The sequence below is a fragment of the Chlamydiales bacterium genome (assembly GCA_016185065.1).
Lineage (GTDB): Bacteria > Chlamydiota > Chlamydiia > Chlamydiales > Rhabdochlamydiaceae.
The window spans coordinates 173,618-193,234 of sequence record JACPOL010000003.1 but is presented as its reverse complement, the minus strand read 5'-3'; the positions used below and the strand labels follow the sequence as shown (position 1 = coordinate 193,234).

Here is a 19,617-nt window from a genome sequence, read left to right as displayed (position 1 = left end):
ATGTCGGCTCTCACTTTTACGCTGGAGCTTAAAGCAAAGCCGGATTCTCTCCTGATAAAGATCAGCGATGGCGGGCCTAAACGGATTCTCTACCGCGACACGCTGCTTGCTCTTGCAAAGGAGCGCGGGCGCGAAGCGATCCTCTTTCTTGCTGCGGCAAAGTTCAAGAGCGTAGGAATTCTCTCTTCAAGTTCACAAGCCTCTACAACGGGATTAAATGAGATTCTACTTCCTCGAGATCAGATAAGCTCTGCACTCAAACTTCTCGCGTCCGCAGGGGCGCTTATCTGGAAGGGGAAGAGGCTCTTCGTCGATCCCTTCTCGCCAGCGCGCCTGCGCCTCTCTCTCTCTTTTGAAGGAGATGGAGCGTTAAAAGTTGAGGGGGTCGTTCTGGTGGCAGGAAAGGAGAAGCTGGCTTCGGCATGCGAGCTCCTCTTTTCAGACTGGTTTATATCCGATGGTGTTCTGCAATTTTTTCAGCAGAAGATTGAGAGCCGCTGGCTAAAACTCATCTATCCAGAGCCCTCTCTGCTCAGAGGAGAAGAGAAGGAGAAATTCATAGAAGAGGTCGAAGGGGAGGAGATCGAGCTGATCTGGAAGAATGAGCCCCCAGTTGACTACTCTTTTGAAGCGCTTCCATTTCTGGTTTTAAAAGATAGAAGCGGAGGCTTTGCCGATCTCTGGTTCGACTATCCAGCTCAAGGGAAGGTAGCAGCGCATGAGCCTGCCAAAGCCTGGAGAAAGAGGTCTCTTGAACAGAGCTGGGAAAAGGATCTGCTTGAAACGGGCTTTAAGCAGAAGCTGATGGCAAACTCCCACTACTACTGCCCGCTAGATAAGATGAGCGAGAGCTTGTCGTTTCTTCTCGATCTCGGCTGGAAGGTTCTGGATGTTCAAGGGCGCAGACTTGTGAAGCAGACCGATCTTTCGCTTTTTCTCGAAGAGAGACGCGAAGAGGTGGTAGTCCGTGGGCGCCTCTCTTTCGGAGAGGAGAAGATAAATTTGGAAGAGGCGTTAAAGCCTCTCTTGCGGAGAGACTCCTTTCTCGCGCTCTCAGAGCAGACAGTAGGGCTCATCGATCGCGCTCCCATCGAAACTCTCTGTGGCGATCTTTTAACAGAGGAGATCACCTCCGAGGGCATTCACATTAAAAAAAGCCGCGTAGGCCTTCTCGAGCCACTCCTAGATCACCCTTCAGTAGAAAAAAGTGCTGATTTTCTAATTGCGAGAAGTGAGGGCGTTTCAGCTCCTGGCAGCGGCTTCATTGGAATTCTCTATCCCTACCAGCAGGAGGGGCTCAAGTGGCTCTCATCTCTCTTTACACAGGGTTTTTCTGGGCTCTTAGCGGATGAGATGGGACTTGGCAAGACGGTTCAGGTGATTGCGCTTCTCTCCACGCTCGCCGCCCCTTTTCGTGTGCTCATCGTGGTGCCGACATCTCTTCTCTTCAACTGGAAGCGCGAGATAGAAAAGTTTCTGCCAGAGACTACAGTTTATGTTCACTCTGGAGGAGAACGCGCAAAAGATCTGGAAAAACTAGAGAGTTACTCGGTCATTCTCACCTCTTACGCGATCCTGCGTCTGGATGGAGAGCTCCTCCAGAGACTCTCCTGCACCTGCATCGTGCTCGATGAGGCTCAGCAGATTAAAAATCCGGATAGTCAGACGGCGCGGCAGGCTTTTCAACTAAAGGCTCCCTTTCGTCTTGCCATCACGGGCACGCCAATTGAAAACCGCTGGGAGGAGCTCTGGTCTCTCTTCTACTTTCTGATGCCGGAGCTGCTAGGCACACGCCAGATCTTCACAGAGAGCCTGACGCGCGTGCCAGCAAAAGTGAAGAGAAGCCTAAAGCCCTATATTCTTCGACGTCGCAAGGAGGAGGTGGCAAAAGATCTTCCTCCGAAGATCTACCAGCAGGTCTGGATCGATATGCCCGCAGAGCAGAAGGCTCTATACAATGGATGGGCAGCCAAGCAGCGGCTCGGTCTTCTGCAAAAGATCGCAGTAGATGGTTCAAAAGCGCATCGAATGGAGATCCTAGAGGCTATTTTGCGTCTTCGGCAGATCGCAGCTCATCCTCTTCTCGTCGATCCAGAGTACCAGGGAGAGTGCGGTAAGTTTGAGCAGCTGATGGCCGATCTCGAAGAAGCAGTTCAAGAGAAGCGAAAGGTGCTGATCTACAGCCAGTTTACCCAGATGCTGCAGCTGATGGAGTCGAGAGTTAGGGAGAGGGGATGGGCCTATCTCCACCTCGACGGCTCTACAAGCGATCGCGAGACGCCTGTTAGGAGATTCCAAGAGGATCCAGAGCAGCTGCTCTTCTTTATCAGTTTAAAGGCGGGTGGTGTAGGGCTCAATCTCACCGCTGCCGACACGGTGATTCTCTACGATCCCTGGTGGAACGATGCCCAAGAGGAGCAGGCGATCGACCGCGCTCATAGATTGGGCCGGAAGTCTCAGGTCGTTGCCAAGAGGTATGTGACAGTGGAGACGATCGAAGAGAAGATGGTTGCACTCAAGAAGCAGAAGAGTGCACTTGCTGCAAGTCTTTTAGAGTCTGAATCTGAAGTTGAAACCGCTCAGCTTGAATTAGATGAGCTCTATGCCATGCTCTCGCCGTCTTCTTGAATCATCTCCTCAGCAGCATACTTGAGTGTCTGAAGCCCCTCTTCAAATCCCACCTTCTTTAAAAGGCGATCCAAGTAGCGGAGTTCAGACATGAGCTGATCATTCAGGGATTCCAGCTCGGAGATACGTCTTAACATTTCTTCTTTGCTCATAAGCCTCCTGATATCCCATCTCTCCGAATTTGGCAATAGACCTCTTTCAAAAAAAATATGTAAATGTTTAAAGTCAGGGTATGACTATGAAACGATACGCCTCCGTTCTTGCAGCACTTTCGATTCTCTTATGCGGATGTGAAGAGAAGAAAGAGGAGGATCCAAGCGCAATCGAGAGGATGGCTCTTCTGGAAGATGAGGAGGAGAGCTCTCTCATTGAAGGATCGAAAGACGCTTCAGTCGCTCAAGAGCAGCTAATCCTCGAAGAGGACTCTTCCTCCTCCGAACTCAAATAAGAAAGATCGGGCGCGGGCACGCACACGGGCACGTTCACGAAAATCCGGAACGCTCAAAGATTTGTTGACCTTTCCTTCTTTTTTTCGCGACCCTTTCCCCTCTTTCCCTTCTTAAACGTGCCCGTGTGCGTGCCCGATCTTTTTTTAATTCCTTTCGAAGGAGAGGAGCATCTCTTTGAGTTTGATGTCCAAGGCGAATCCGCCGAGCGATCCATCCGACTTTACTACGCGGTGGCAGGGGATGAAGAGGGGAGTGGGATTTCCGTGGCAGGCATTTCCAACAGCGCGGGCAGCTCGCGGGCTTCCCACCTTCTCGGCGACTTCTCGGTAGCTTTTCTGCTTTCCAAACGGAATTCTTTCAATCTCTTTGAGGGTGCGCAGTGAAAAGGGGCCGGCTTCCGGCAGTTTCAGTGGGAGTTTTTCTTTTGAAGGGCGCTTAGATGCGTAGCTCTCAACCCATGAAAAGATCTGAGCAATGAGAGGGGAATTTTTTGCAGGATGCAGAACCTCACAAACGAGGCTGCCACGAGCTGCAGAGTGGGTGATGCGTACGCTCTCAATCTCCTGCTCTGAGCAAGAGACTTGAATATGAATAGAGAGGCCGCAGGGGAAGCCTCTCTCAGTCGAAGATCTCATCTGTTGACGCGGAGCTCAGGAGAGATCTGTGAGATCATCTCATCCATGCGCATCTGCTCATCATACTGTTTTTTAGAGACCAGCTCTCCAGCATAGTAGTGCTCGAACTGTGGCTCACCATCAACGAAGTAGGTAGCAATGCCATGCTTTCTGTCGTTTTCCCAGAAGATCTGCTGAGAGATCTTCTCTCCATCGAGATACTGAGTCTCAACGCCGTTTCTTAGGCCATTGAGGTAGGAGACTTCAGCGATGCGAGTCCCATTTTTAAAGTAGGTCGATTTTCCATGGAGATTTCCAGCAACCCACTCTTCAATTGTGAGAGGCTCACCTGTTTCGAGGAATGTGCTTCTCTCGCCATGCAGCTTTCCACGAACGTAGTAGGAGACTGTTTCAGGTGTTCCGCTCGCATAGAAGGTCTCTTTCTTAGCTACAAAGCCCTGTTTGATCTCTTCACGTGCTAAGAGAAGCCCGTGCTGATCGCGGATGACGCGTTTTCCGTGGCCTTTTTCGACGCGCGCTTCAATCTCATTGTGTATGGTGAAATATTGACCTTCAAGAAGCTCGTCATTGGCATACTCTTCCACGCTGAGAGGGGTCCCGCTGTCATACCAGAGAGTGAGAGCGTGGCGTGTTGGAGAGAGCTGGATGCGCTCGCGAACCGGCATCGCTTTGTTGTCGTAGCTGACCTCTTTAACCGGTGTGCCCTGATTGTAAAGAGTGTAGGATTCGACGATCTGGCTGTTAGGGAAGGTGCGTGTGCAAGGGCCGTGGAGGACGCCATTTTCATAGCTTGAGGTGATGGTTACGCCACTGCGCAGTGCGGTGATTACCTGGCCAGGATAGTTGTTCATGTTCCACTCATCGGCAGAAACAGCATAGCCATACTTGTGGATGTGACGCTGAGAGATGACCTGATCGTCCTGCTTCTGATTGTTACAGCTGCATGTGACGAGTGCTAGAGCTCCGAAGAGAGAGTAAAACTTCATTTTCATAGTGAACCTATCCGCGAATTATAAGTTTTTGAATTTTGATGGATTTTTCGTCAGATTTTTGCGCTGATTCGCAGGACATACTTAAATAAGTAGACCAAGAAGCAGCACGAAAATATGACGGAAAAGGCGCGAAAGGCGAAAATTTAGAATTTGCGGATGGGTTCATAAGAGACCTCGAGGAGGGTGTTTTTTATTTTTCCGTGTAATTTCAGTCTAATAGAAGCTCTAACTTTTTGGCTACTTCTTGTGAAATTTTTGTATGTTCGCCTTCAACAGCCTCAAATGAAAGAGTTTTTTCTTTATCTCGATAATAGAATCTAAAAGAAACATTTTTCTTCTCTTTTCCAAGACGCGCATCGCGGTAGATACCAAGAAGCTGTACTTTTTCTAAATAAGGAGAGCTTATTTCGTTAATGAGTTTTAGGAGGTGGCCAATCGACGCCTCCTCCTTCACCGTCATGGTCCAATCTCTCTCGGATCCAGGAAAGAGGGAGAGATTCTGAACCTTCCACTCCTTTCGTTTTAAGTGCAAAAGTTCGTGAAGGTTGAGTTCAGCAAAGTAGACACGAGGTTCGATGTCGAGGGCTGCTAGGCGCACAGGATGGATCTCGCCGAGCGCTCCGATGGTCAGATCGCCAACGCGGATCCGCGCCTGTCTGCCTGGATGGAAGTTGTGCAGGTGAGACTGTTCGAAAATGACATTTTCAATGCCTAGCCCAAGCAGGAGGCTCTCTATCTTTCCCTTCAGGTCGTAAAAGTCAAACTCTTGGGGCTTGGGATTGAAGTGGTGGGGTGCAGAGGGTCCGGAGCAGAGGATTCCAATCATTGTCTGCTCTTTATAGTGGCCCTTGTCTTTGAAGTGGATTCTTCCGATTTCAAAAGCCGAGATCTCTCTGGTCTGGTGAGCCAGGTTGAGTTTTGTCATCTGGAGGAGGCCTGGAAGCAGCGAGGTGCGCAGAACAGACTGATCTACAGATGCTGGATGGAGCACAGAGATCTGCGCATTCTGATCTGCGATCTCTGCAGTGAGCTGCGCAAGAGAGGGGCTAATTAAGTCGCAGCTCATGCACTCTTGAAGGCCTTGAGCCACAAGCCGCTCTCTCATCTCTCTCTCAAAGATAAAGAGCGGAGAGGAGTCTAGTGGCGATGTGACGTGTTTTGGTCTTTTTGGGGGGATGTTCTTATATCCGTAGATGCGGGCGACCTCTTCGATCAGGTCGATCTCTATTTTCAAGTCGTTGCGAAAACTTGGAGGGAGAACCTCGATAGAGTCCTGGTTTTCGCGGAGAATTTTAATCTGGAGCTTCTTGAAAATGGTCACCACCTCTCTAAGGCTCAGATGGATTCCCAGCATTTCTGTGATGCGCGCCATCCGGCAGGTGATAGGGGCTTGCTCCCGCTTTCCAGCGGCCACATCGATCATCCCCTTCGCCACATTTCCATGCGCGATCTCTTGAAGAAGAGAGGCTGCTCGGTCTAATGCAGCTGGCACCCCTGCAAAATCGACCTCTTTTTCAAATCGCTGTGAAGACTCTGTGCGCAGGCCCAGCTGCTTACACGATTTCCGCACCGCCTGAGGTGTGAAGTAGGCCGATTCAAGCAGGATGGTCTGCGTAGACTCGGATACGCTAGAGTCCATCCCGCCCATCACACCTGCAAAAGCGAGCGGCTTCTTTTCGTCTGCAATGAGGAGAACGCCTTCGGGAATTTTGTAGCTCTTCTCATCGAGTGTTACAAGTTCAGAGCTGCTAGACTTAGAAGTGATAAATATTTTTTTTCCGGAGAGCTTGTCATAGTCAAATGCATGGAGGGGTTGGCCTCTCTCCAGCATGACATAGTTTGTAACGTCTACCACGTTATTGATGCTGCGGATCCCCGAAGCTTCAAGTCGTTTGACCATCCACGCAGGAGAAGGGCCCACCTTCACGTTTGTAACTAGGCGGCAGGCGTAGCGGTTGCACTGCTCTGCATCTTTAATTTCGACCGACACCATCTCTTGTAAGCTCTGTTTGGGATCCTCTTTTACAGAGAGAGAGGGCTCCTTCAGCGGCAGATCTTTCAAAGCTGAGAGTTCGCGGGCGATTCCCAGAACGCTCATGCAGTGGCCTAAGTTTGGAGTGAGGGAGATCTCGAAAAGCACATCCCCATTTTTCTCCTCGATCTTATCCACTTCAAGACCGCCCATTGTGAGCGCTTCTGCGATCTCATCCAGAGAGAGATTGATTTCAACGAAATCTTTGAGCCAAGATAATGGTAGTTTCATATCACATTTATTGATCAAATTGGTAAAGTGGGGAATATAACATAAATCGACCCATATGTCTAAAAGTTCGTTAGAAGCTCCTTTGATCGAGCGCACCCGCAAAGTCACTCAGCTGCTAATTATTAGTGGCGCCCTGAATATTCTACTTCTCTGCACTTTTGTCTACCTCGTTTTAAAAGACCGGGAGATCTCAGTGCCGATCGAACTTAGACCCTCTTCAAAAGAGAGAAGCACAAGCGCCGTAACCAACGAGCAGCTCCTCCGCTCCTACTCGATGCTCTCATTTCAAGATCTTCTTTTACGTTTAGATAACAAAGAGCTCGTAGAAGATGGATATAATAAGCGGGACCTCTCGCTCGCTTGCCTCGTCGCGTTCCACCACTTTAACCTCGAGCGCGCCCTAGGCGGCCTCGAGCTGCAGAAGCGCCTTATCCCTTTCCGAAATGCGCAGGGAGGGGAGCAGATCCCTCTCGTCATCTACCCTGGGCTCGCCGACTTCCAGTACCAGGCTATTCTTCACTACGCGCGCACCGAGAAGTGGCCTTTCACCCCGCAAGGCCTCTTTTTCGAGATCCAGCGCACCACCTTCCCTCGCGACCCAACCCTGCTTGAAGCCTTCTATCTCACGCCGCACTTCCACACCACATTTCTCCTGTTCACTCGCACCGGGCTTAAGATGGAAAAAGAGATGCTGGTTGAGATGGTCTCTCAAGGGGATTGGAATATTCTCAGCGCATTTACAGATCAGCAGCGCCTCGCGCAAGATCTATCTATCGAAAGACGCCGCACACTGCTTCTCGAATATTTAAATCAGCGCTCGATCATTGCAGCAAAGCTCTTTCTTGAAGTCGACCTCGAGTTCGCCTGCAAGCGCATGAGCGATGCTCAGGTGCTCACTCTCTTTGATCTCCTCCCAGCAAACTATCCGCCGCTCGCTCGCTTTTCTAGAGAGCTTATCACAAGCCCGCGCTCCGATGCTGTCTGGAAAAAAGCCGCAGGACTCCTCTATCTTGCAACAGCAGAAGCGGTGCCAGAGCCCTACGATCATCTTGCTACCATTCGCAAGTTCGCGCCCCACTTTCTCCCTACACCTGCGGAGCCCGTCCTTACAGCCGCAATCGAGGAGCCCGTTCAAGCCTCAGCCCAAGCGCTGCCTGCAGCTGTTGTAAAAACAAAAGCTACAAGTGCGCCTAAGCAGGCAGCTTCGAAGAAGCGCACGCACACAGTTGCAAATGGGGACAACCTCTGGAAGATCGCGCGAAAATATCGCGTCAGCGTCGACGCTATCAAACGCGCTAACCACCTGGAAACCGAGAAGCTTCGCGTCGGCAGAGTTTTAGAGATCCCAGAGCGTTAAGCCTTCTTTGGTTTCTCTTTCGGCTTCTCTTTTTTCTCCTCTTTAGCCTCGGCTGCAGCACCTGCTCCAGCACCAGCATCTTTTGCTGCTTTTATATTCTCTTCCAGCAGCTTCTTGTTTCGCTCCGTAAATACCTCGATCGCATTGTACATATCTGCGGAGATGTAATCTGTGTCGAGCTGTATGATGGAGTAGTTTCTTTTAAGAGCTTGCGTCAGCTCTTTGACTCCCTGTTCGGTGAGTTTTTCATTCTCTCTTACATCGAGTTGCTGAAGTCTGCCGTTTGCTTTCAACATTTTTGAAAGCTTGTGAGCGCATTTGTCGCAGAGTTCAGTGAAAGAGAGTTCAAGGACCAGGAGGGTGCAATTTCTCTCTCTTAAAGAGCGAGCTATAGGTCTTACTCCCTCATATCCCAGTTGATTTCCGCTCATGCCGAGCTGTCTTAATATTGGGTTTTCATCCAAGAGTGTTGCCATTAAAAGACCCATTGAAACAGTCAGATTGTTCCGTCCGATATCTAGGCGCAAGAGAGAGCGATTTCTCTTTTTTAGGACCTCGCAGATCGGCTTGACTCCCTTGTCACCTAGCTCGTTATCTTGAAGCTCCAAGCGTCGCAACGTCGTATTCTCTTTTAACATGAAGGAGAGAGCCCTTCCGCCTTGCGCTTGAATTACATTTTTGGAGAGATCAAGCCTTCGCAAGAAGCGGTTATTTAACAGCGCTCCTGCCAGTGCCTCAGCTCCTGCATCTCCCAAAGGCTCTGTGTGAGAGTTCGCAGAGAGATTGAGCCTAAGTAAGGTAGAGTTCCCTACCAGTCCTCTCGCCACTGCTTTTGCTCCCTTATCTCCAAGAGAATTTCCTTCGAGACTAAGATCGGTAAGGCTGCAATTTTTTGAGAGAGGTCTTGCAAGCGCTCTTGCTCCTTCCGCCTCAAAAATATTCAGAAAGAGATCTAGTTTTTGCAGAGTCTTGTTCACAAGAAGGGCGTCCGCTAGAGCCTTTGCAACTTCAACACCCAGATAATTTTCAGTCATGCTGAGTTCTGTTAAAGTATCATTTTTCTTTAGCCATTCGGCCAGCTCAATTCCGCTGTCCTCATCAAGACTCCCGAAATCCATTTCAAGACATTGGCCTTCTGGATCTCTGATGCGGAAACCACCTATTGTCGCTGTCATTTGAACACCTGTTATTAGATATTAATCGGGTACTTCGTCTACACCACCGCTATGCCAGGGATTGCACCTGCCGAGACGCTTGATCGTCAGCCACGTCCCTTTTATGCCCCCGTGCTTCTTCAGCGCTTCAATCGCATAGTCCGAGCAGCTCGGATAGAACCTACAAGACTTCCCAATGTAGGGCCCAATTACCAGCTGATATCCGCGCACGAGCAGAATTAAAATAAATTTCAATTAATAGATCCTTTGAGAAGCATTTTACATGATGGGACAGCAGTTGCACTCATTCTCCGCCACCTCTCCGCCTATAATCTGCACAGTTACAAACTTATTGCTATGCGTTCCATTCCAGATGACTCCATGTTGAAATTCGCCTTCCTCTTCGAAGCCAACGCCCTGTCTAATACCATCTCCATCAGGAACCCCATCTTTGAAATCTCCGGAATAGACCTCTCCATTCGGCCATGTCATGACCCCATCTTCACCATCTGGTATGCCATTTTGGGTCGGCCCATGATACCTGCTACCATCCTCAAAATATAGAATCTCTGTTAAAGACTCTTCTCCAGCCTGTTGCGTGGCAGCGAACTGCTGCATTAGCCCAGAGGGAATATGAAGGCTACCTGCTCCTACTCCTTCCATGCTCACTATCGAACTTTCACCCGACTGGTAACCAGAGTTTCTGCGAGGCCTCTCTTTAGGCATTGGGAGAAGTTCAACATCCGCATCCTCTAAAACTCGATAAGCAGCCTCATACTTGACCTCCGTTTTTGCATCTACTCTTCCAGCCATACCCCTCCGAAAACAGTTTGGCCATCGAGTATGCAAAGAGCTTGCGAATCCGCGCAAGCCCATAAAGGAGCCGTATAAATTTTTTTCCTTCTCTACAAGCGATTGTTTTATTAATGAAAAAATTAATACGGTTTTATTAATTAACGAATTGATTTTTGTATGGATAAAATGTAGAATACTGACTCATTTGAAAACATAATTAGATAGGAGAGTCTTTCCATGGGTTTAACAGTTGCTGCTACAGTAGATATCGGTCGTCCGCTCTTTGCTGGAGCTTATGACATTGGAAGTATCGTCGCACTCGTCCGCGCGAATATCGATAGAAGTCTTCTCGACGGATGGTTAGAGCTGCCAAAACTCATGGCGCAATATCCTAACCAGATTCACCTGCAGGGAACAGCGGTCGCTTTTGATGGCCCTGTTGCGATCATTAAATCGGTTACAGCTTTGAAAACCTCCCTGATCGCTCTCATTGCCATTGCAACAGCTCTTTTAACCTACTACGCAACCACGCTTCTACTTAATGCTCTCAACAGCTGCCACCTTATTGACAACTGGAGTGAGGATAGCATCTTTACAATCAGTCTGGTTGCTGCTGGAATTATGGGAGTTGGCGTAGGAGGCCTCATCTATGCATTCGATGCACTTCCTCTTACAATCACACCTGGCGTCTACTTCCTCACCTAAGCGCTGCACAGGTCTGTCTCAAAAAGATAAGGGCAGGTTACAGGCCTATCAGCTTTCTTTTTGCCTGCTTAAGAATCTCTAAAGCCTCATCTAGAGAGAACTCCCAGCATTTTGCAGTTGGATGGGAGTAGAATTGTATTTCTAGTACCTCAGTTTCTTGAGAGATTTGAACCCAATACATGTTATTATAATATATCTCTGCCACAAGATGTTCTCTATGTGGAAGGCTGGCGATCCCTCCAATCCAGGAGCGTGAATATCAGTTTTCAAAGGATTTTTCTTGGGCTTTTCTAGATCAGATGAAGAAAAAGCACAAAATGCTAATTTTTGATTTCATCATATAGCAACCGCGCGAAAGCTTCTGTCTTCTGTTTGTTGCCTCGTAAACCCATATGTTCAGTCTCAATTTTCCACAGATAATCAAACAATGGGATGTAGGTTTCAGAGTGTTTTATAATCTCATAAACATCATTTGCATATTGGTGATACTCATCTTCTGCGCCAGGGGTATTGCTTATACCGATAGGATCCCATTTTTCTAACAATAGTATGTTGATTTTACCGATGGCTGTTTTATCCATTTGAATTATCCATCTATGGTTATCGCTGTCACAACTTCTTGTTGATCATTCAAAACTACTTTTATCTTATTTACAGGATCATAATATTCTGTAGTGCCAAGATTTTTTTTGTTCAAAATTTCACCCTTTTCAATGGTGTGTTCAACAGCTGATGGAGGAATGCCTCTATTCTGCATTTGATCTAGCGCATGCCCTCTATATGTACGCCCATTGATAGTGGTAACGGTATTTTTTGAGGGCTGAAATTTTGGGTTTTTTAATTCCCAACCTTTTTTCCCAGAAAACCCAACATTTGGGGGAATTACTCCTATGTCAAAGTCTTTTCGAGACTCTTTTGCTTCAGGAGTGTACTGACCTGCTTGATCGGTCGAAAAAACTTGATCGATTTTTTCATGTCCGGTTGTAATCGATCTCTCATAGTTTTCTTGTGGTTGAATCTCAGGTTCAAGATGAGATTGAAGAAGGCTTTCAGGCAAAATTTTCTGACCTATTTCTTTTATCTCCTCTAAAAGCTGAGGAACAACCGAAGCTAGTTCGGAAACGCCTTCTAGAGCTTCATGGGCAAAAAACGCTCCAAGATCTCTTACATTTTCGCTGAATGTAGAATCTGATTGTGTTGTAGAAGGGATAGTCTCTTTGAAGGAAGAGATATGTTCATCAAGAGTAGCCTTCAAAATAGACGCTTCGTTGATAGAGAGAGACGGTGAAGAAGGATCCCTGGGAGTTGGTGCACTAGTATCGGGCTCTTTTTCCTCTGACTCGTCCTTTCTCTTTTTATCTGAACCAGATCCGGCAGCTGCACCAGCTGCCGCCGCGCCGGCTGCTGAGGCAGCAGCAACTGCACAAACCACAACAGTTGCAGCAACAACGACTGCAGCGCCAATGATGATTGCTTTTTTGTGTTTTTTAAGGAATTTTTTGGTTCTAGCCCACTGCTTTTTCATCCAGCTTTTGCATAGAATGATCTCTCCATGACCAGACAAAATTGCTGGGGCGATTACGTAATCGCCACCTCGATCAATGAAGAATGAGTATTCGTAAGAATCATCTTCTCCGTGCAGAAGCTCTTGAATATCCTGTTCTAGAATAATTTTCTTTTCTGGTTCGCTGGGGATATGGCCCTGTTTTGCTAGATTTACAAGAAAGTAATTAATTCTCTCTAACTCTTGTTCATCGGATTCTTTTTCTACTTCCCCAGCTTCGATGGCCTCAAGCAGCCTTAGGGCAGCGTCATATGACAGAAACTGGTTGTTCAACGCAGCTTCTGTCGACACCTCATGCATAGGAACGGATGCCGAAGCGACATTAGATTGAGGATAGAGAGCGATTGAGGGAAGCGTTAAGAGCAGGAGAGAGTGAAACAGTACTTTATAGTAACGCATATTAACTACTTCTCATTAGCCGATTTGATCTCCCACTGGATGATCGGAAGTTCATAAGATGTGAGCTTCTCGATGTTTTTCGAGATATTCCAATACTCCTTTAACGCGGATTTGGGGATGTGATCCTTCGTGTGTTTGAGTTCGTAGTGGAAATCAGCGGTATGGTTTTCAATTTTATGAGAGTAGAGAAACGAGATCGACTCGTTCTGGAAGATCTTGCTTGAAGATCTAGGAATCCACTTCATGAACGAGTTGTCCACATGAATGTGCTCTTTTACCCAGAGCGGATAGGCCAAGCTGTAGGGAGATCTTCTTGAGGGATTCACCTGATCATCATGAAAATCTTCTACTGTGCTCGAGTAGAGCTCAAAAATTTTACCCTGCGTAAAATCCTGCGTTGGCACCGAGAAGGTCTGTGTGATCTTGTAGATGTTCTTCTCTCGATCATCCACAGAGGTGGTGGGGTAGACAAGTTCTGCATCTCCATACTTGGCTTGAGCATCGTTCAGATGATCTTGAGAGATCTCTTCAAGACCTACACTGCCCACATAGCGCCTCACATAGTCTGCCTCATCGTCGTAGAAAGTCACAACCGTTTTCATCGTCACTTCATCGGTAGACTCCACAGAAATTGTCGTATGAAGCTCGGTTGGCCTCTTGGCGTGATAAGAGGGGAGTTCGATCAGACCAGGAGCCATCCTGCACAGCAGAAGGCCGTAGCTATAGTCGGGAAAGTAGTTATTCTCCAGAGAGCCACCCTGCAGATTAATCGTAGAATCCACCCAGTAGTTTGATCCGTCGATCTCAATCCGCAGAACCACATGGTTAAAAAGATCCGGACTTGGAATCATCTTTTCAAGCCGCTTGCCCTTATTTGAGTGCACAAGCGTTGGCGTAGAGCGAATATCCATGATGTTCAGCAGCGCTCGAAGAAGCAGCGTCTTATCTTTGCAGTCTCCAAAGCGCTTCTTAAACACCTCGCGTGGATCGTGCGGCTTCCGGCCGTGGACTCCCTCTTCAAAACCAAGATAGCGCACCTCGTCCTGAACAAATCTCACCGCCAGCAGCGCACGCTCAAGAGGGTCTTTTGTCCGCTCCATCCACTCGCCCGCCTTCTGCAGCATCGCATCCGGATAGGCGCTAAGTTCTTCCGGTAGGTCATACAGAGGAGCCTCCTCCGCTGCTACCTCCTCCCAAGAGCCGTAGTCGCTCATCTGAACAAAACCCCGCGCAGAGTGCCAGTCGGGCTGGTCCGCTTCTTTCGCATAGGCAGCCGCCTGCGACACCTCCCAAACCCACTCGCGCTGAGAAGGGGAGAGATCGCGGATCTTAGGCGCGATCTTCGTATGCATCGCATGAGCCTGAAAGGCGTGATCTCGATGGCTTACAAATCGGTAGGAGAGCTTCTCCACCACCGTGCCATGCTGAAGATAGAGCATCTCCGTGTAGTGAGAGTTTAAAAGCGGATTCTCCCCAATGACCGAGTAGGAGTACTCGATCACATCATCCACGCGGATGTCGTCCAAGAAGTAGACCAGCGTCATCGAGCCGCTGTAGATCCCCTGATCAAGCTCCTCCTCCTTCTGAATTAGCTGATGCCTAGAAGTGTGCAGACGATCCGACCAGCTCCCATTTCGAAGAACCCGGATCTCATGCAGCGCAACCCTCTGATATGACGGCTCAAAACCGATCTTTATCTGCGAGATCTCAGAAATGCCCGCCTGGCTTACAGCCTTCACCACGTAGCGAAAGTAGGTCGACTTCTCTTCAAAGTTCCTCTGCTCATCGATCAGAAAGTATTGCAAATTCTCCTGAGAGGCCTTCACAGCAGCTGGCCCCAGATTGCACTCCGTCTCCTTCACCCAACCACCCGCCGGCTCAACAGAAAAATCGCCCGCCCCCATCAGAAGCGCCATCGGACAGCAGATCAGAAATAGAATGCGTGTAAGCATAGACCCTCTCAGTTAAGTCGCAAAAACCATACCGAGAACTACTTTTTTTAAACCAGTTATTTGACTTTGAACTGCAGCCCAGATTAAGCTATCCCCACTAAATCAACCCAAAACTCCCCAATGAGATCGCTCCTACTTCTCTTCACCTGCCTCCTCGCACCACTCAGCCTCACAGCAGAAGTAGAGGTGCCAACACTCGCAGAGTCGATCGCCACACAAACAGAGAAGATCTCCAAAATCGACCCCAGCGATACCAGAAAACTCTGCGAGGCCTACGCCTACCGCGCCATCATCTTTCTCGCCTACAAAGACTATCAGAACAGCCTAGAGGACTACCTCACCGCCAAAGCCCTCCACAACCCCACCATTAACACCTTCGATAACTACTTCAGGCTCTATACAATCGTCCTCGGCGAACGCATCTGCTACCTCAACCTCAACGCCAAAAAAGAGGCCGCCCGCGCCAGCAAAGAGCTCCAAATCATCGACGCCCACCTCGACTCCCTCCTCCAAATCACACTTCCGCGTTACCCCTAGGCAAACTATCCCCAACAAATAAACCCTTGAGTCCCCAATGAGATCACTCCTACTTCTCCTCACCTGCCTCCTCGCACCACTCAGCCTCAAAGCAGAAGTAGAGGTGCCAACACTCGCAGAGTCGATCGCCACACAAACAGAGAAGATCTCCAAAATCGACCCCAGCGATACCAGAAAACTCTGCGAGGCCTACGCCTACCGCGCAGTCATCTTTCTTGTATACAAAGACTACCAGAACTCCCTACAAGACTACCTCACCGCCAAAGCCCTCAACGATCCTTCCGTCTACACCTACAGCAACTACATCCGTCGCGGCACCATCGTCCTCGGCGAACAACTCTGCTACCTCAACCTCAACGACCCCACCTCCGCCGCCCGCGCCCGCGCCGAACTCCAAGCCATCAACACCCACCTCCCCACCCTCCGCTACGCCCCCGATCCCTAACTCCTCCGTACCCGCGCAACGATGCTTTTATTCGTTTTGTAAGCAACGGTTGCTAGGTATTTTCTTGTTAATTAAAAATATAATTTAATTAATAATGATTATTTAATATTCCTCTTAAATGTTTTATTTCGTATCTCTCTCGCGATCGATTTAAAATAAATGAGAGATCGTTACATGAAAATTCTTAACTTTTCCTTACTGACTATTTGTGTGCTGCTATGCGTAGGAGCTTACGCTTCTGGTGCAAACCAAAAGGACTCATTGAAATTCGAAGAGTCTCCTCTCATGGCAGATACCTTGAAAGATGTCTTTGAGTTTGGTCCCGACTTTAAAGATTGGAGAACTGTGGATATTCAAGTTTTAGACAGTGCAACTCAAATGATTATTGCCTGTCCTCCGTCGAGAAAAAGCGCGGATTCAACAGAAAGTATTCGAATCATTGTTGTGAAAGGTATTCATCCAAGTTGGCCTAAACATCGCATTGATAAAATTGAAAAAACTCATATTAAAAAGATTCTGCCAGGAAAAGTTGTGTTTACTACTCTGAAAAACACTCCCAGTGAGCTGATTTTCAGCTATGTCACACCGAATAATACCCCTCAGTCTTCTGGAATAGTTAGATCCCTCATTTCAGATCTTGGTTACTATTCGATAAGTTATGCACAAACGCTTCCTGTACCCTTGGAAAAGGAAGAACTAGATCAGTGGAAAGAGCGCTTAGAAGCGATAAAAATTAAGAAGGGCTCTTCGTATCAAAGCGAAAAAAACAGAAGTAAATAATCATTCTATGCTTCTGTCATTGTTGGAGCTTTTCAAGGGTAAGATTTAGAAAATCTTTTCCCCTGTAGGATTGTCTAATCATTTCACGCTCGTTTTTATACTTCTCTATTACTTCGTCCTTTCCTTCAGAAAAAGATGCGAAAATAGGCAGTGAAAAATGCGCGATGCTAGCATTGTGCATGTTGTGATCGCTAAATCTAAATTTAAGCGAGTTGCAAAAATCGTCATAAATTGCAGGATGTTTGCCATGCTTCCATTTAAAGCTGCAGGAGTTCTCAAGTCCAAAGCCATATAATAATCCGACAAGCACCGAGTTGTTTAACGCCTTGTTCCAAAATTCCGAACCTCTCTCTATTTCAAACACTACTTTAAGAGGATCAAAATCCATACCAGTTTCTCGCTTGAAGGTGGTGTAGTGGTTTACTAAGAGAAATGCCATCTCTTTAATGTTTACAAAAGAAATACGGGCAAACTTAGGGTCTTCTAGGTCAACAGTCTTAAAAAAGAGGTAATTCCTTATGCGGTATTTCGAGCGAATCTGCTCCCATTTTTCCCAATTTTCAGGCAGATCGTAATCCTTGACGACTACCGTATTCTTTTTCTCCTCTTCTGAAAGCCCATCGAAGAATGCACGAACTTCTACCTCAGAATGATAGTGGATATCGAAATCCGTCATGGGTTTCGATCCCCACAAGGTGTATACCGCCGTATTGTCTAACATCACATCTTTGAAAAACTTTTCCATCCAGACTCGTTCTTCCGGGGCTAACTCCGCATTAGTAGGTGTCTGAGAAGTCGAGCAAGCAGAAAAAATCAAAAGGATTGTCAAGAAAATCCATATCGGCTTTAAATGATCTTTTCCAATTTTTTTCACAATGTAACGGAGGTTTTTCATGTTTAAACGAATCCTGTCTCTAATGGCGATCTTGGTGGTTAACATCTGCTTCGCAGATATTTCAACTCCCGTATTGAATGATGAAGTAATAATGGAGATTGCTGCAAATGAAAACGATTGCATACAGCGTATTGAGGATGGGAAAATTTATCTGAATCCCGACAGAATTTTAGCAACACGTGCAGGAGTTCTTCTAAATTTAAACAACCGTGACTTCGTCTTGCTACCAACTCTTAACTCCGACGCAGAAGGTTGCTATATCCCTGAAAAAGTCGAGATCCTGAATCGCTGCCCATGGTGCAATAAGTCATATTTCATCAGATGCAAAAATCCAGACTGCCCAGGCAAGCAATAACAAGTAAAGTTGGCTAGCGTGCTTTCTTTCAATTTATACGCTTTCTGCGAAAGCGTATAAATGTTGAGTATCTTTCTAAAAATGCCGCGTGCAAGACAGCCCAAGTAAAAATGCCAAATGTGAAAAAACCTAATGGTGTCGTAAAACATACCTGTTTCTTAAGTTCCTCTCGCTTCAAGCTGTGAATGGCAAGACACAAAGATAAGCTAAGCAAAAAGTTACCACTGCAATCCCTGCAACAAGCATACTGAGGTTGACGTAATTTCCAACGAAAGTCTTGTGCTTTTTTGTTAAATTTTTTGTTAACAAACAGTCCAAGGCTGTTTGTATTATGGTATTAAACTGGTGATGTGCATATTTGCTTATTATTTGTATTTTTATATTAAATTGAATTTTTTTAATGATATATTAAAATTAACTTTTATATAAAATATGTCAGAACCTGGTTTTTTCTTGATAATTGAGATCCGTTTGATATAGCCTATTGGGAAGAATTTAGGCTTGTATGAATACTTACTCACGAATCGCTGCTGCAGAAAGTGCTCCTCCGTTTATAGGGAACATCGAACGACTAGACCTAGTAGAGCTGGTTTTTCAGATGTATCCATTCGGAGATTTGGAAAATATTTCTATTGTTGGAGCGCAGCATATACTTCCTAGCACTTTAACAATGCTCCAATCTTTTTTTGATAGAGGTGTCTTACCACAAAACATTTTCCTTATAGGGAAATGCTACTCCACAGATTTTGAAACATACGAAAAGTTAAGAGAATTAGGAGTATATGTTTGCCCGTCAAGTTTAGACTTTCAAAAATCGTCCAATTTTGATGATTTTTATGCCAACAACATCTCTGGCTTTGTTGATTACTTGCATTCAAATAATAGAATTGAAAAAAACAGATTGACAGTTGTACTCGATGATGGCGGCGTTTTGATTTCAAGATTAAACCAAGAAGTTGATCAGAATTGCTTTAAAATGGTGGGGGTGGAACAAACTACCTCTGGTTTTGAGAAAATAAAAAACTTGAATCTAAATTTGTGTGTAATAAATGTAGCCCGATCTTTTGTAAAACTGAATGTCGAATCAGGAATAGTTGCAAAGACGGCGGTTGACGCACTTATTACACGTCTCGCGCAAACCAAAAAACGTTTCGAAAATGCTCTTATCGTAGGGAATGGCGCAATAGGAAGTGCTCTTGCAAGTCGGTTAGAAGGTCAAGTCTACGTTACTCTTGTTGATATAGATAACGAAAAATCAGATATACCCTATGAAAAATGCTTTCAGCAACTCAATAAATATGATCTGATTATTGGATGTACCGGAACTCAAATTTTGGACTTTAAAGCTTTAAAAAGCTTAAAAAAAGGCACAACTTTAGCAAGCCTATCCTCTTCAGACAGAGAATTTGATGTAGTTAAATTGAGAAAAGAAGCTCGTGGGATCGTTTCCTGCCATGATGATTTCACAAAAGATGGGGTCACTGTTCTTAACTGTGGTTTTCCTGTGAACTTTACAGGTATGTCCGATTTGGTTGATATCGAGGAATTTTCTTTGACTAGATCTCTTTTGGCGTTAGGCATTTTACAAGCCATTGAAATGGGCGACAAAAAAGGCCTCTTAGAACTTTCTAAAAAGCACCAAAAAAAGTTGCTGGCGAGGTTTTTGGAAACTTTTCAGACTCAGGTCGTGCATTTAGCGAAATAACAATTCC

Annotated in this window: 21 protein-coding genes; 9 read left to right on the top strand and 12 right to left on the bottom strand. The window is 46.7% G+C overall.

Going from position 1 to position 19,617, the window contains the following annotated elements:
• On the top strand, nt 1–2,628 hold the full coding sequence (locus tag HYX48_01865) for a DEAD/DEAH box helicase (protein ID MBI2742646.1): 2,628 nt from the start codon (nt 1–3) through the stop codon (nt 2,626–2,628).
• Here HYX48_01865 and HYX48_01860 read toward each other — a convergent pair.
• A complete protein-coding gene (locus tag HYX48_01860) occupies nt 2,601–2,780 on the bottom strand; it encodes a hypothetical protein (GenBank protein ID MBI2742645.1) in 180 nt (59 codons plus the stop codon). The genes HYX48_01865 and HYX48_01860 overlap by 28 nt on opposite strands.
• A gap of 80 nt (nt 2,781–2,860) precedes the next feature.
• Between HYX48_01860 and HYX48_01855 the strand changes: the two genes are divergently transcribed.
• Nucleotides 2,861–3,076: a hypothetical protein gene (locus HYX48_01855; GenBank protein MBI2742644.1), complete on the top strand. Its 216-nt coding sequence runs from the start codon at nt 2,861–2,863 to the stop codon at nt 3,074–3,076.
• A 144-nt stretch (nt 3,077–3,220) separates the two neighbouring features.
• On the opposite strand, the gene HYX48_01850 is transcribed toward HYX48_01855, so the two are convergent.
• The 3 genes from HYX48_01850 to HYX48_01840 all read right to left on the bottom strand — a co-directional run bounded on the left by HYX48_01850 (nt 3,221) and on the right by HYX48_01840 (nt 6,967).
• Complete coding sequence (locus HYX48_01850; GenBank protein ID MBI2742643.1) at nt 3,221–3,712, bottom strand: methylated-DNA--[protein]-cysteine S-methyltransferase; 492 nt, start codon at nt 3,710–3,712, stop codon at nt 3,221–3,223.
• Nucleotides 3,709–4,704 (bottom strand): toxin-antitoxin system YwqK family antitoxin, encoded by a 996-nt coding sequence (locus HYX48_01845; protein MBI2742642.1) that lies wholly within the window; start codon nt 4,702–4,704, stop codon nt 3,709–3,711. Before HYX48_01845 ends, HYX48_01850 begins: the two co-directional genes overlap by 4 nt.
• Nucleotides 4,705–4,912: 208 nt before the next feature.
• Entirely contained in the window at nt 4,913–6,967 is a 2,055-nt protein-coding gene (locus HYX48_01840; GenBank protein ID MBI2742641.1) for a phenylalanine--tRNA ligase subunit beta, read from the bottom strand.
• A 55-nt stretch (nt 6,968–7,022) separates the two neighbouring features.
• On the opposite strand from HYX48_01840, the gene HYX48_01835 reads away from it, so the two are divergent.
• Nucleotides 7,023–8,324, top strand: a complete 1,302-nt coding sequence (locus HYX48_01835) for a LysM peptidoglycan-binding domain-containing protein (GenBank protein ID MBI2742640.1) — start codon at nt 7,023–7,025, stop codon at nt 8,322–8,324.
• Here the strand turns inward: HYX48_01835 and HYX48_01830 are convergent.
• The 3 genes from HYX48_01830 to HYX48_01820 are packed head-to-tail and all read right to left on the bottom strand — an operon-like array spanning nt 8,321 to nt 10,291.
• Nucleotides 8,321–9,499, bottom strand: coding sequence for a hypothetical protein (locus tag HYX48_01830; GenBank protein ID MBI2742639.1), 1,179 nt, complete (start codon nt 9,497–9,499; stop codon nt 8,321–8,323). The genes HYX48_01835 and HYX48_01830 overlap by 4 nt on opposite strands.
• Before the next feature lie 21 nt (nt 9,500–9,520).
• Nucleotides 9,521–9,733 (bottom strand): membrane protein insertion efficiency factor YidD, encoded by a 213-nt coding sequence (gene yidD / locus HYX48_01825; protein MBI2742638.1) that lies wholly within the window; start codon nt 9,731–9,733, stop codon nt 9,521–9,523.
• 24 nt (nt 9,734–9,757) lie between these two features.
• On the bottom strand, nt 9,758–10,291 hold the full coding sequence (locus HYX48_01820) for a hypothetical protein (protein ID MBI2742637.1): 534 nt from the start codon (nt 10,289–10,291) through the stop codon (nt 9,758–9,760).
• Between the two features lie 219 nt (nt 10,292–10,510).
• Here HYX48_01820 and HYX48_01815 point away from each other — a divergent pair, with 219 nt between their 5' ends.
• The gene (locus HYX48_01815; GenBank protein ID MBI2742636.1) at nt 10,511–10,978 is read left to right on the top strand and encodes a hypothetical protein; all 468 of its coding nucleotides are present in this window, start codon (nt 10,511–10,513) and stop codon (nt 10,976–10,978) included.
• Between the two features lie 37 nt (nt 10,979–11,015).
• Here HYX48_01815 and HYX48_01810 read toward each other — a convergent pair whose 3' ends face one another.
• From HYX48_01810 to HYX48_01795, 4 genes are all read right to left on the bottom strand, one after another.
• Nucleotides 11,016–11,222, bottom strand: coding sequence for a hypothetical protein (locus HYX48_01810; protein ID MBI2742635.1), 207 nt, complete (start codon nt 11,220–11,222; stop codon nt 11,016–11,018).
• 76 nt (nt 11,223–11,298) lie between these two features.
• Entirely contained in the window at nt 11,299–11,559 is a 261-nt protein-coding gene (locus HYX48_01805; protein MBI2742634.1) for a hypothetical protein, read from the bottom strand.
• A gap of 5 nt (nt 11,560–11,564) precedes the next feature.
• Nucleotides 11,565–12,941 carry a DUF4258 domain-containing protein gene (locus HYX48_01800; GenBank protein ID MBI2742633.1) on the bottom strand — a complete coding sequence of 459 codons (1,377 nt, stop codon included), beginning with the start codon at nt 12,939–12,941 and terminating at the stop codon, nt 11,565–11,567.
• Nucleotides 12,942–12,946: 5 nt separating this feature from the next.
• Nucleotides 12,947–14,893, bottom strand: a complete 1,947-nt coding sequence (locus HYX48_01795) for a DUF3857 and transglutaminase domain-containing protein (protein ID MBI2742632.1) — start codon at nt 14,891–14,893, stop codon at nt 12,947–12,949.
• 120 nt (nt 14,894–15,013) lie between these two features.
• On the opposite strand from HYX48_01795, the gene HYX48_01790 reads away from it, so the two are divergent.
• The 3 genes from HYX48_01790 (at nt 15,014) to HYX48_01780 (ending at nt 16,655) form a co-directional block, all read left to right on the top strand.
• On the top strand, nt 15,014–15,430 hold the full coding sequence (locus HYX48_01790) for a hypothetical protein (GenBank protein MBI2742631.1): 417 nt from the start codon (nt 15,014–15,016) through the stop codon (nt 15,428–15,430).
• Nucleotides 15,431–15,467: 37 nt separating this feature from the next.
• Nucleotides 15,468–15,875 carry a hypothetical protein gene (locus HYX48_01785; GenBank protein ID MBI2742630.1) on the top strand — a complete coding sequence of 136 codons (408 nt, stop codon included), beginning with the start codon at nt 15,468–15,470 and terminating at the stop codon, nt 15,873–15,875.
• 174 nt (nt 15,876–16,049) lie between these two features.
• Nucleotides 16,050–16,655 carry a hypothetical protein gene (locus HYX48_01780; GenBank protein ID MBI2742629.1) on the top strand — a complete coding sequence of 202 codons (606 nt, stop codon included), beginning with the start codon at nt 16,050–16,052 and terminating at the stop codon, nt 16,653–16,655.
• Between the two features lie 16 nt (nt 16,656–16,671).
• Here the strand turns inward: HYX48_01780 and HYX48_01775 are convergent, their stop codons facing one another.
• Nucleotides 16,672–17,550: a hypothetical protein gene (locus tag HYX48_01775; GenBank protein MBI2742628.1), complete on the bottom strand. Its 879-nt coding sequence runs from the start codon at nt 17,548–17,550 to the stop codon at nt 16,672–16,674.
• Here HYX48_01775 and HYX48_01770 point away from each other — a divergent pair.
• Nucleotides 17,549–17,905 carry a hypothetical protein gene (locus HYX48_01770; protein ID MBI2742627.1) on the top strand — a complete coding sequence of 119 codons (357 nt, stop codon included), beginning with the start codon at nt 17,549–17,551 and terminating at the stop codon, nt 17,903–17,905. The two genes, HYX48_01775 and HYX48_01770, sit on opposite strands and share 2 nt — an antisense overlap.
• Before the next feature lie 505 nt (nt 17,906–18,410).
• The gene (locus HYX48_01765; GenBank protein ID MBI2742626.1) at nt 18,411–19,610 is read left to right on the top strand and encodes a hypothetical protein; all 1,200 of its coding nucleotides are present in this window, start codon (nt 18,411–18,413) and stop codon (nt 19,608–19,610) included.
• Nucleotides 19,611–19,617: the final 7 nt, after the last annotated feature.

Excerpts from the sequence above, each read along its gene's own strand:
- HYX48_01865 (MBI2742646.1), top strand. The coding sequence starts at position 1 with ATGTCGGCTCTCACTTTTACGCTGGAGCTTAAAGCAAAGCCGGATTCT.
- HYX48_01775 (MBI2742628.1), bottom strand. The coding sequence starts at position 17,550 with ATGAAAAACCTCCGTTACATTGTGAAAAAAATTGGAAAAGATCATTTA.
- HYX48_01790 (MBI2742631.1), top strand. The coding sequence starts at position 15,014 with ATGAGATCGCTCCTACTTCTCTTCACCTGCCTCCTCGCACCACTCAGC.
- HYX48_01820 (MBI2742637.1), bottom strand. The coding sequence starts at position 10,291 with ATGGCTGGAAGAGTAGATGCAAAAACGGAGGTCAAGTATGAGGCTGCT.
- HYX48_01765 (MBI2742626.1), top strand. The coding sequence starts at position 18,411 with ATGAATACTTACTCACGAATCGCTGCTGCAGAAAGTGCTCCTCCGTTT.
- HYX48_01785 (MBI2742630.1), top strand. The coding sequence starts at position 15,468 with ATGAGATCACTCCTACTTCTCCTCACCTGCCTCCTCGCACCACTCAGC.
- HYX48_01845 (MBI2742642.1), bottom strand. The coding sequence starts at position 4,704 with ATGAAAATGAAGTTTTACTCTCTCTTCGGAGCTCTAGCACTCGTCACA.
- HYX48_01850 (MBI2742643.1), bottom strand. The coding sequence starts at position 3,712 with ATGAGATCTTCGACTGAGAGAGGCTTCCCCTGCGGCCTCTCTATTCAT.
- HYX48_01855 (MBI2742644.1), top strand. The coding sequence starts at position 2,861 with ATGACTATGAAACGATACGCCTCCGTTCTTGCAGCACTTTCGATTCTC.
- HYX48_01830 (MBI2742639.1), bottom strand. The coding sequence starts at position 9,499 with ATGACAGCGACAATAGGTGGTTTCCGCATCAGAGATCCAGAAGGCCAA.
- HYX48_01815 (MBI2742636.1), top strand. The coding sequence starts at position 10,511 with ATGGGTTTAACAGTTGCTGCTACAGTAGATATCGGTCGTCCGCTCTTT.
- HYX48_01805 (MBI2742634.1), bottom strand. The coding sequence starts at position 11,559 with ATGGATAAAACAGCCATCGGTAAAATCAACATACTATTGTTAGAAAAA.
- HYX48_01840 (MBI2742641.1), bottom strand. The coding sequence starts at position 6,967 with ATGAAACTACCATTATCTTGGCTCAAAGATTTCGTTGAAATCAATCTC.
- HYX48_01770 (MBI2742627.1), top strand. The coding sequence starts at position 17,549 with ATGTTTAAACGAATCCTGTCTCTAATGGCGATCTTGGTGGTTAACATC.
- HYX48_01795 (MBI2742632.1), bottom strand. The coding sequence starts at position 14,893 with ATGCTTACACGCATTCTATTTCTGATCTGCTGTCCGATGGCGCTTCTG.
- HYX48_01835 (MBI2742640.1), top strand. The coding sequence starts at position 7,023 with ATGTCTAAAAGTTCGTTAGAAGCTCCTTTGATCGAGCGCACCCGCAAA.
- HYX48_01780 (MBI2742629.1), top strand. The coding sequence starts at position 16,050 with ATGAAAATTCTTAACTTTTCCTTACTGACTATTTGTGTGCTGCTATGC.
- HYX48_01800 (MBI2742633.1), bottom strand. The coding sequence starts at position 12,941 with ATGCGTTACTATAAAGTACTGTTTCACTCTCTCCTGCTCTTAACGCTT.
- HYX48_01860 (MBI2742645.1), bottom strand. The coding sequence starts at position 2,780 with ATGAGCAAAGAAGAAATGTTAAGACGTATCTCCGAGCTGGAATCCCTG.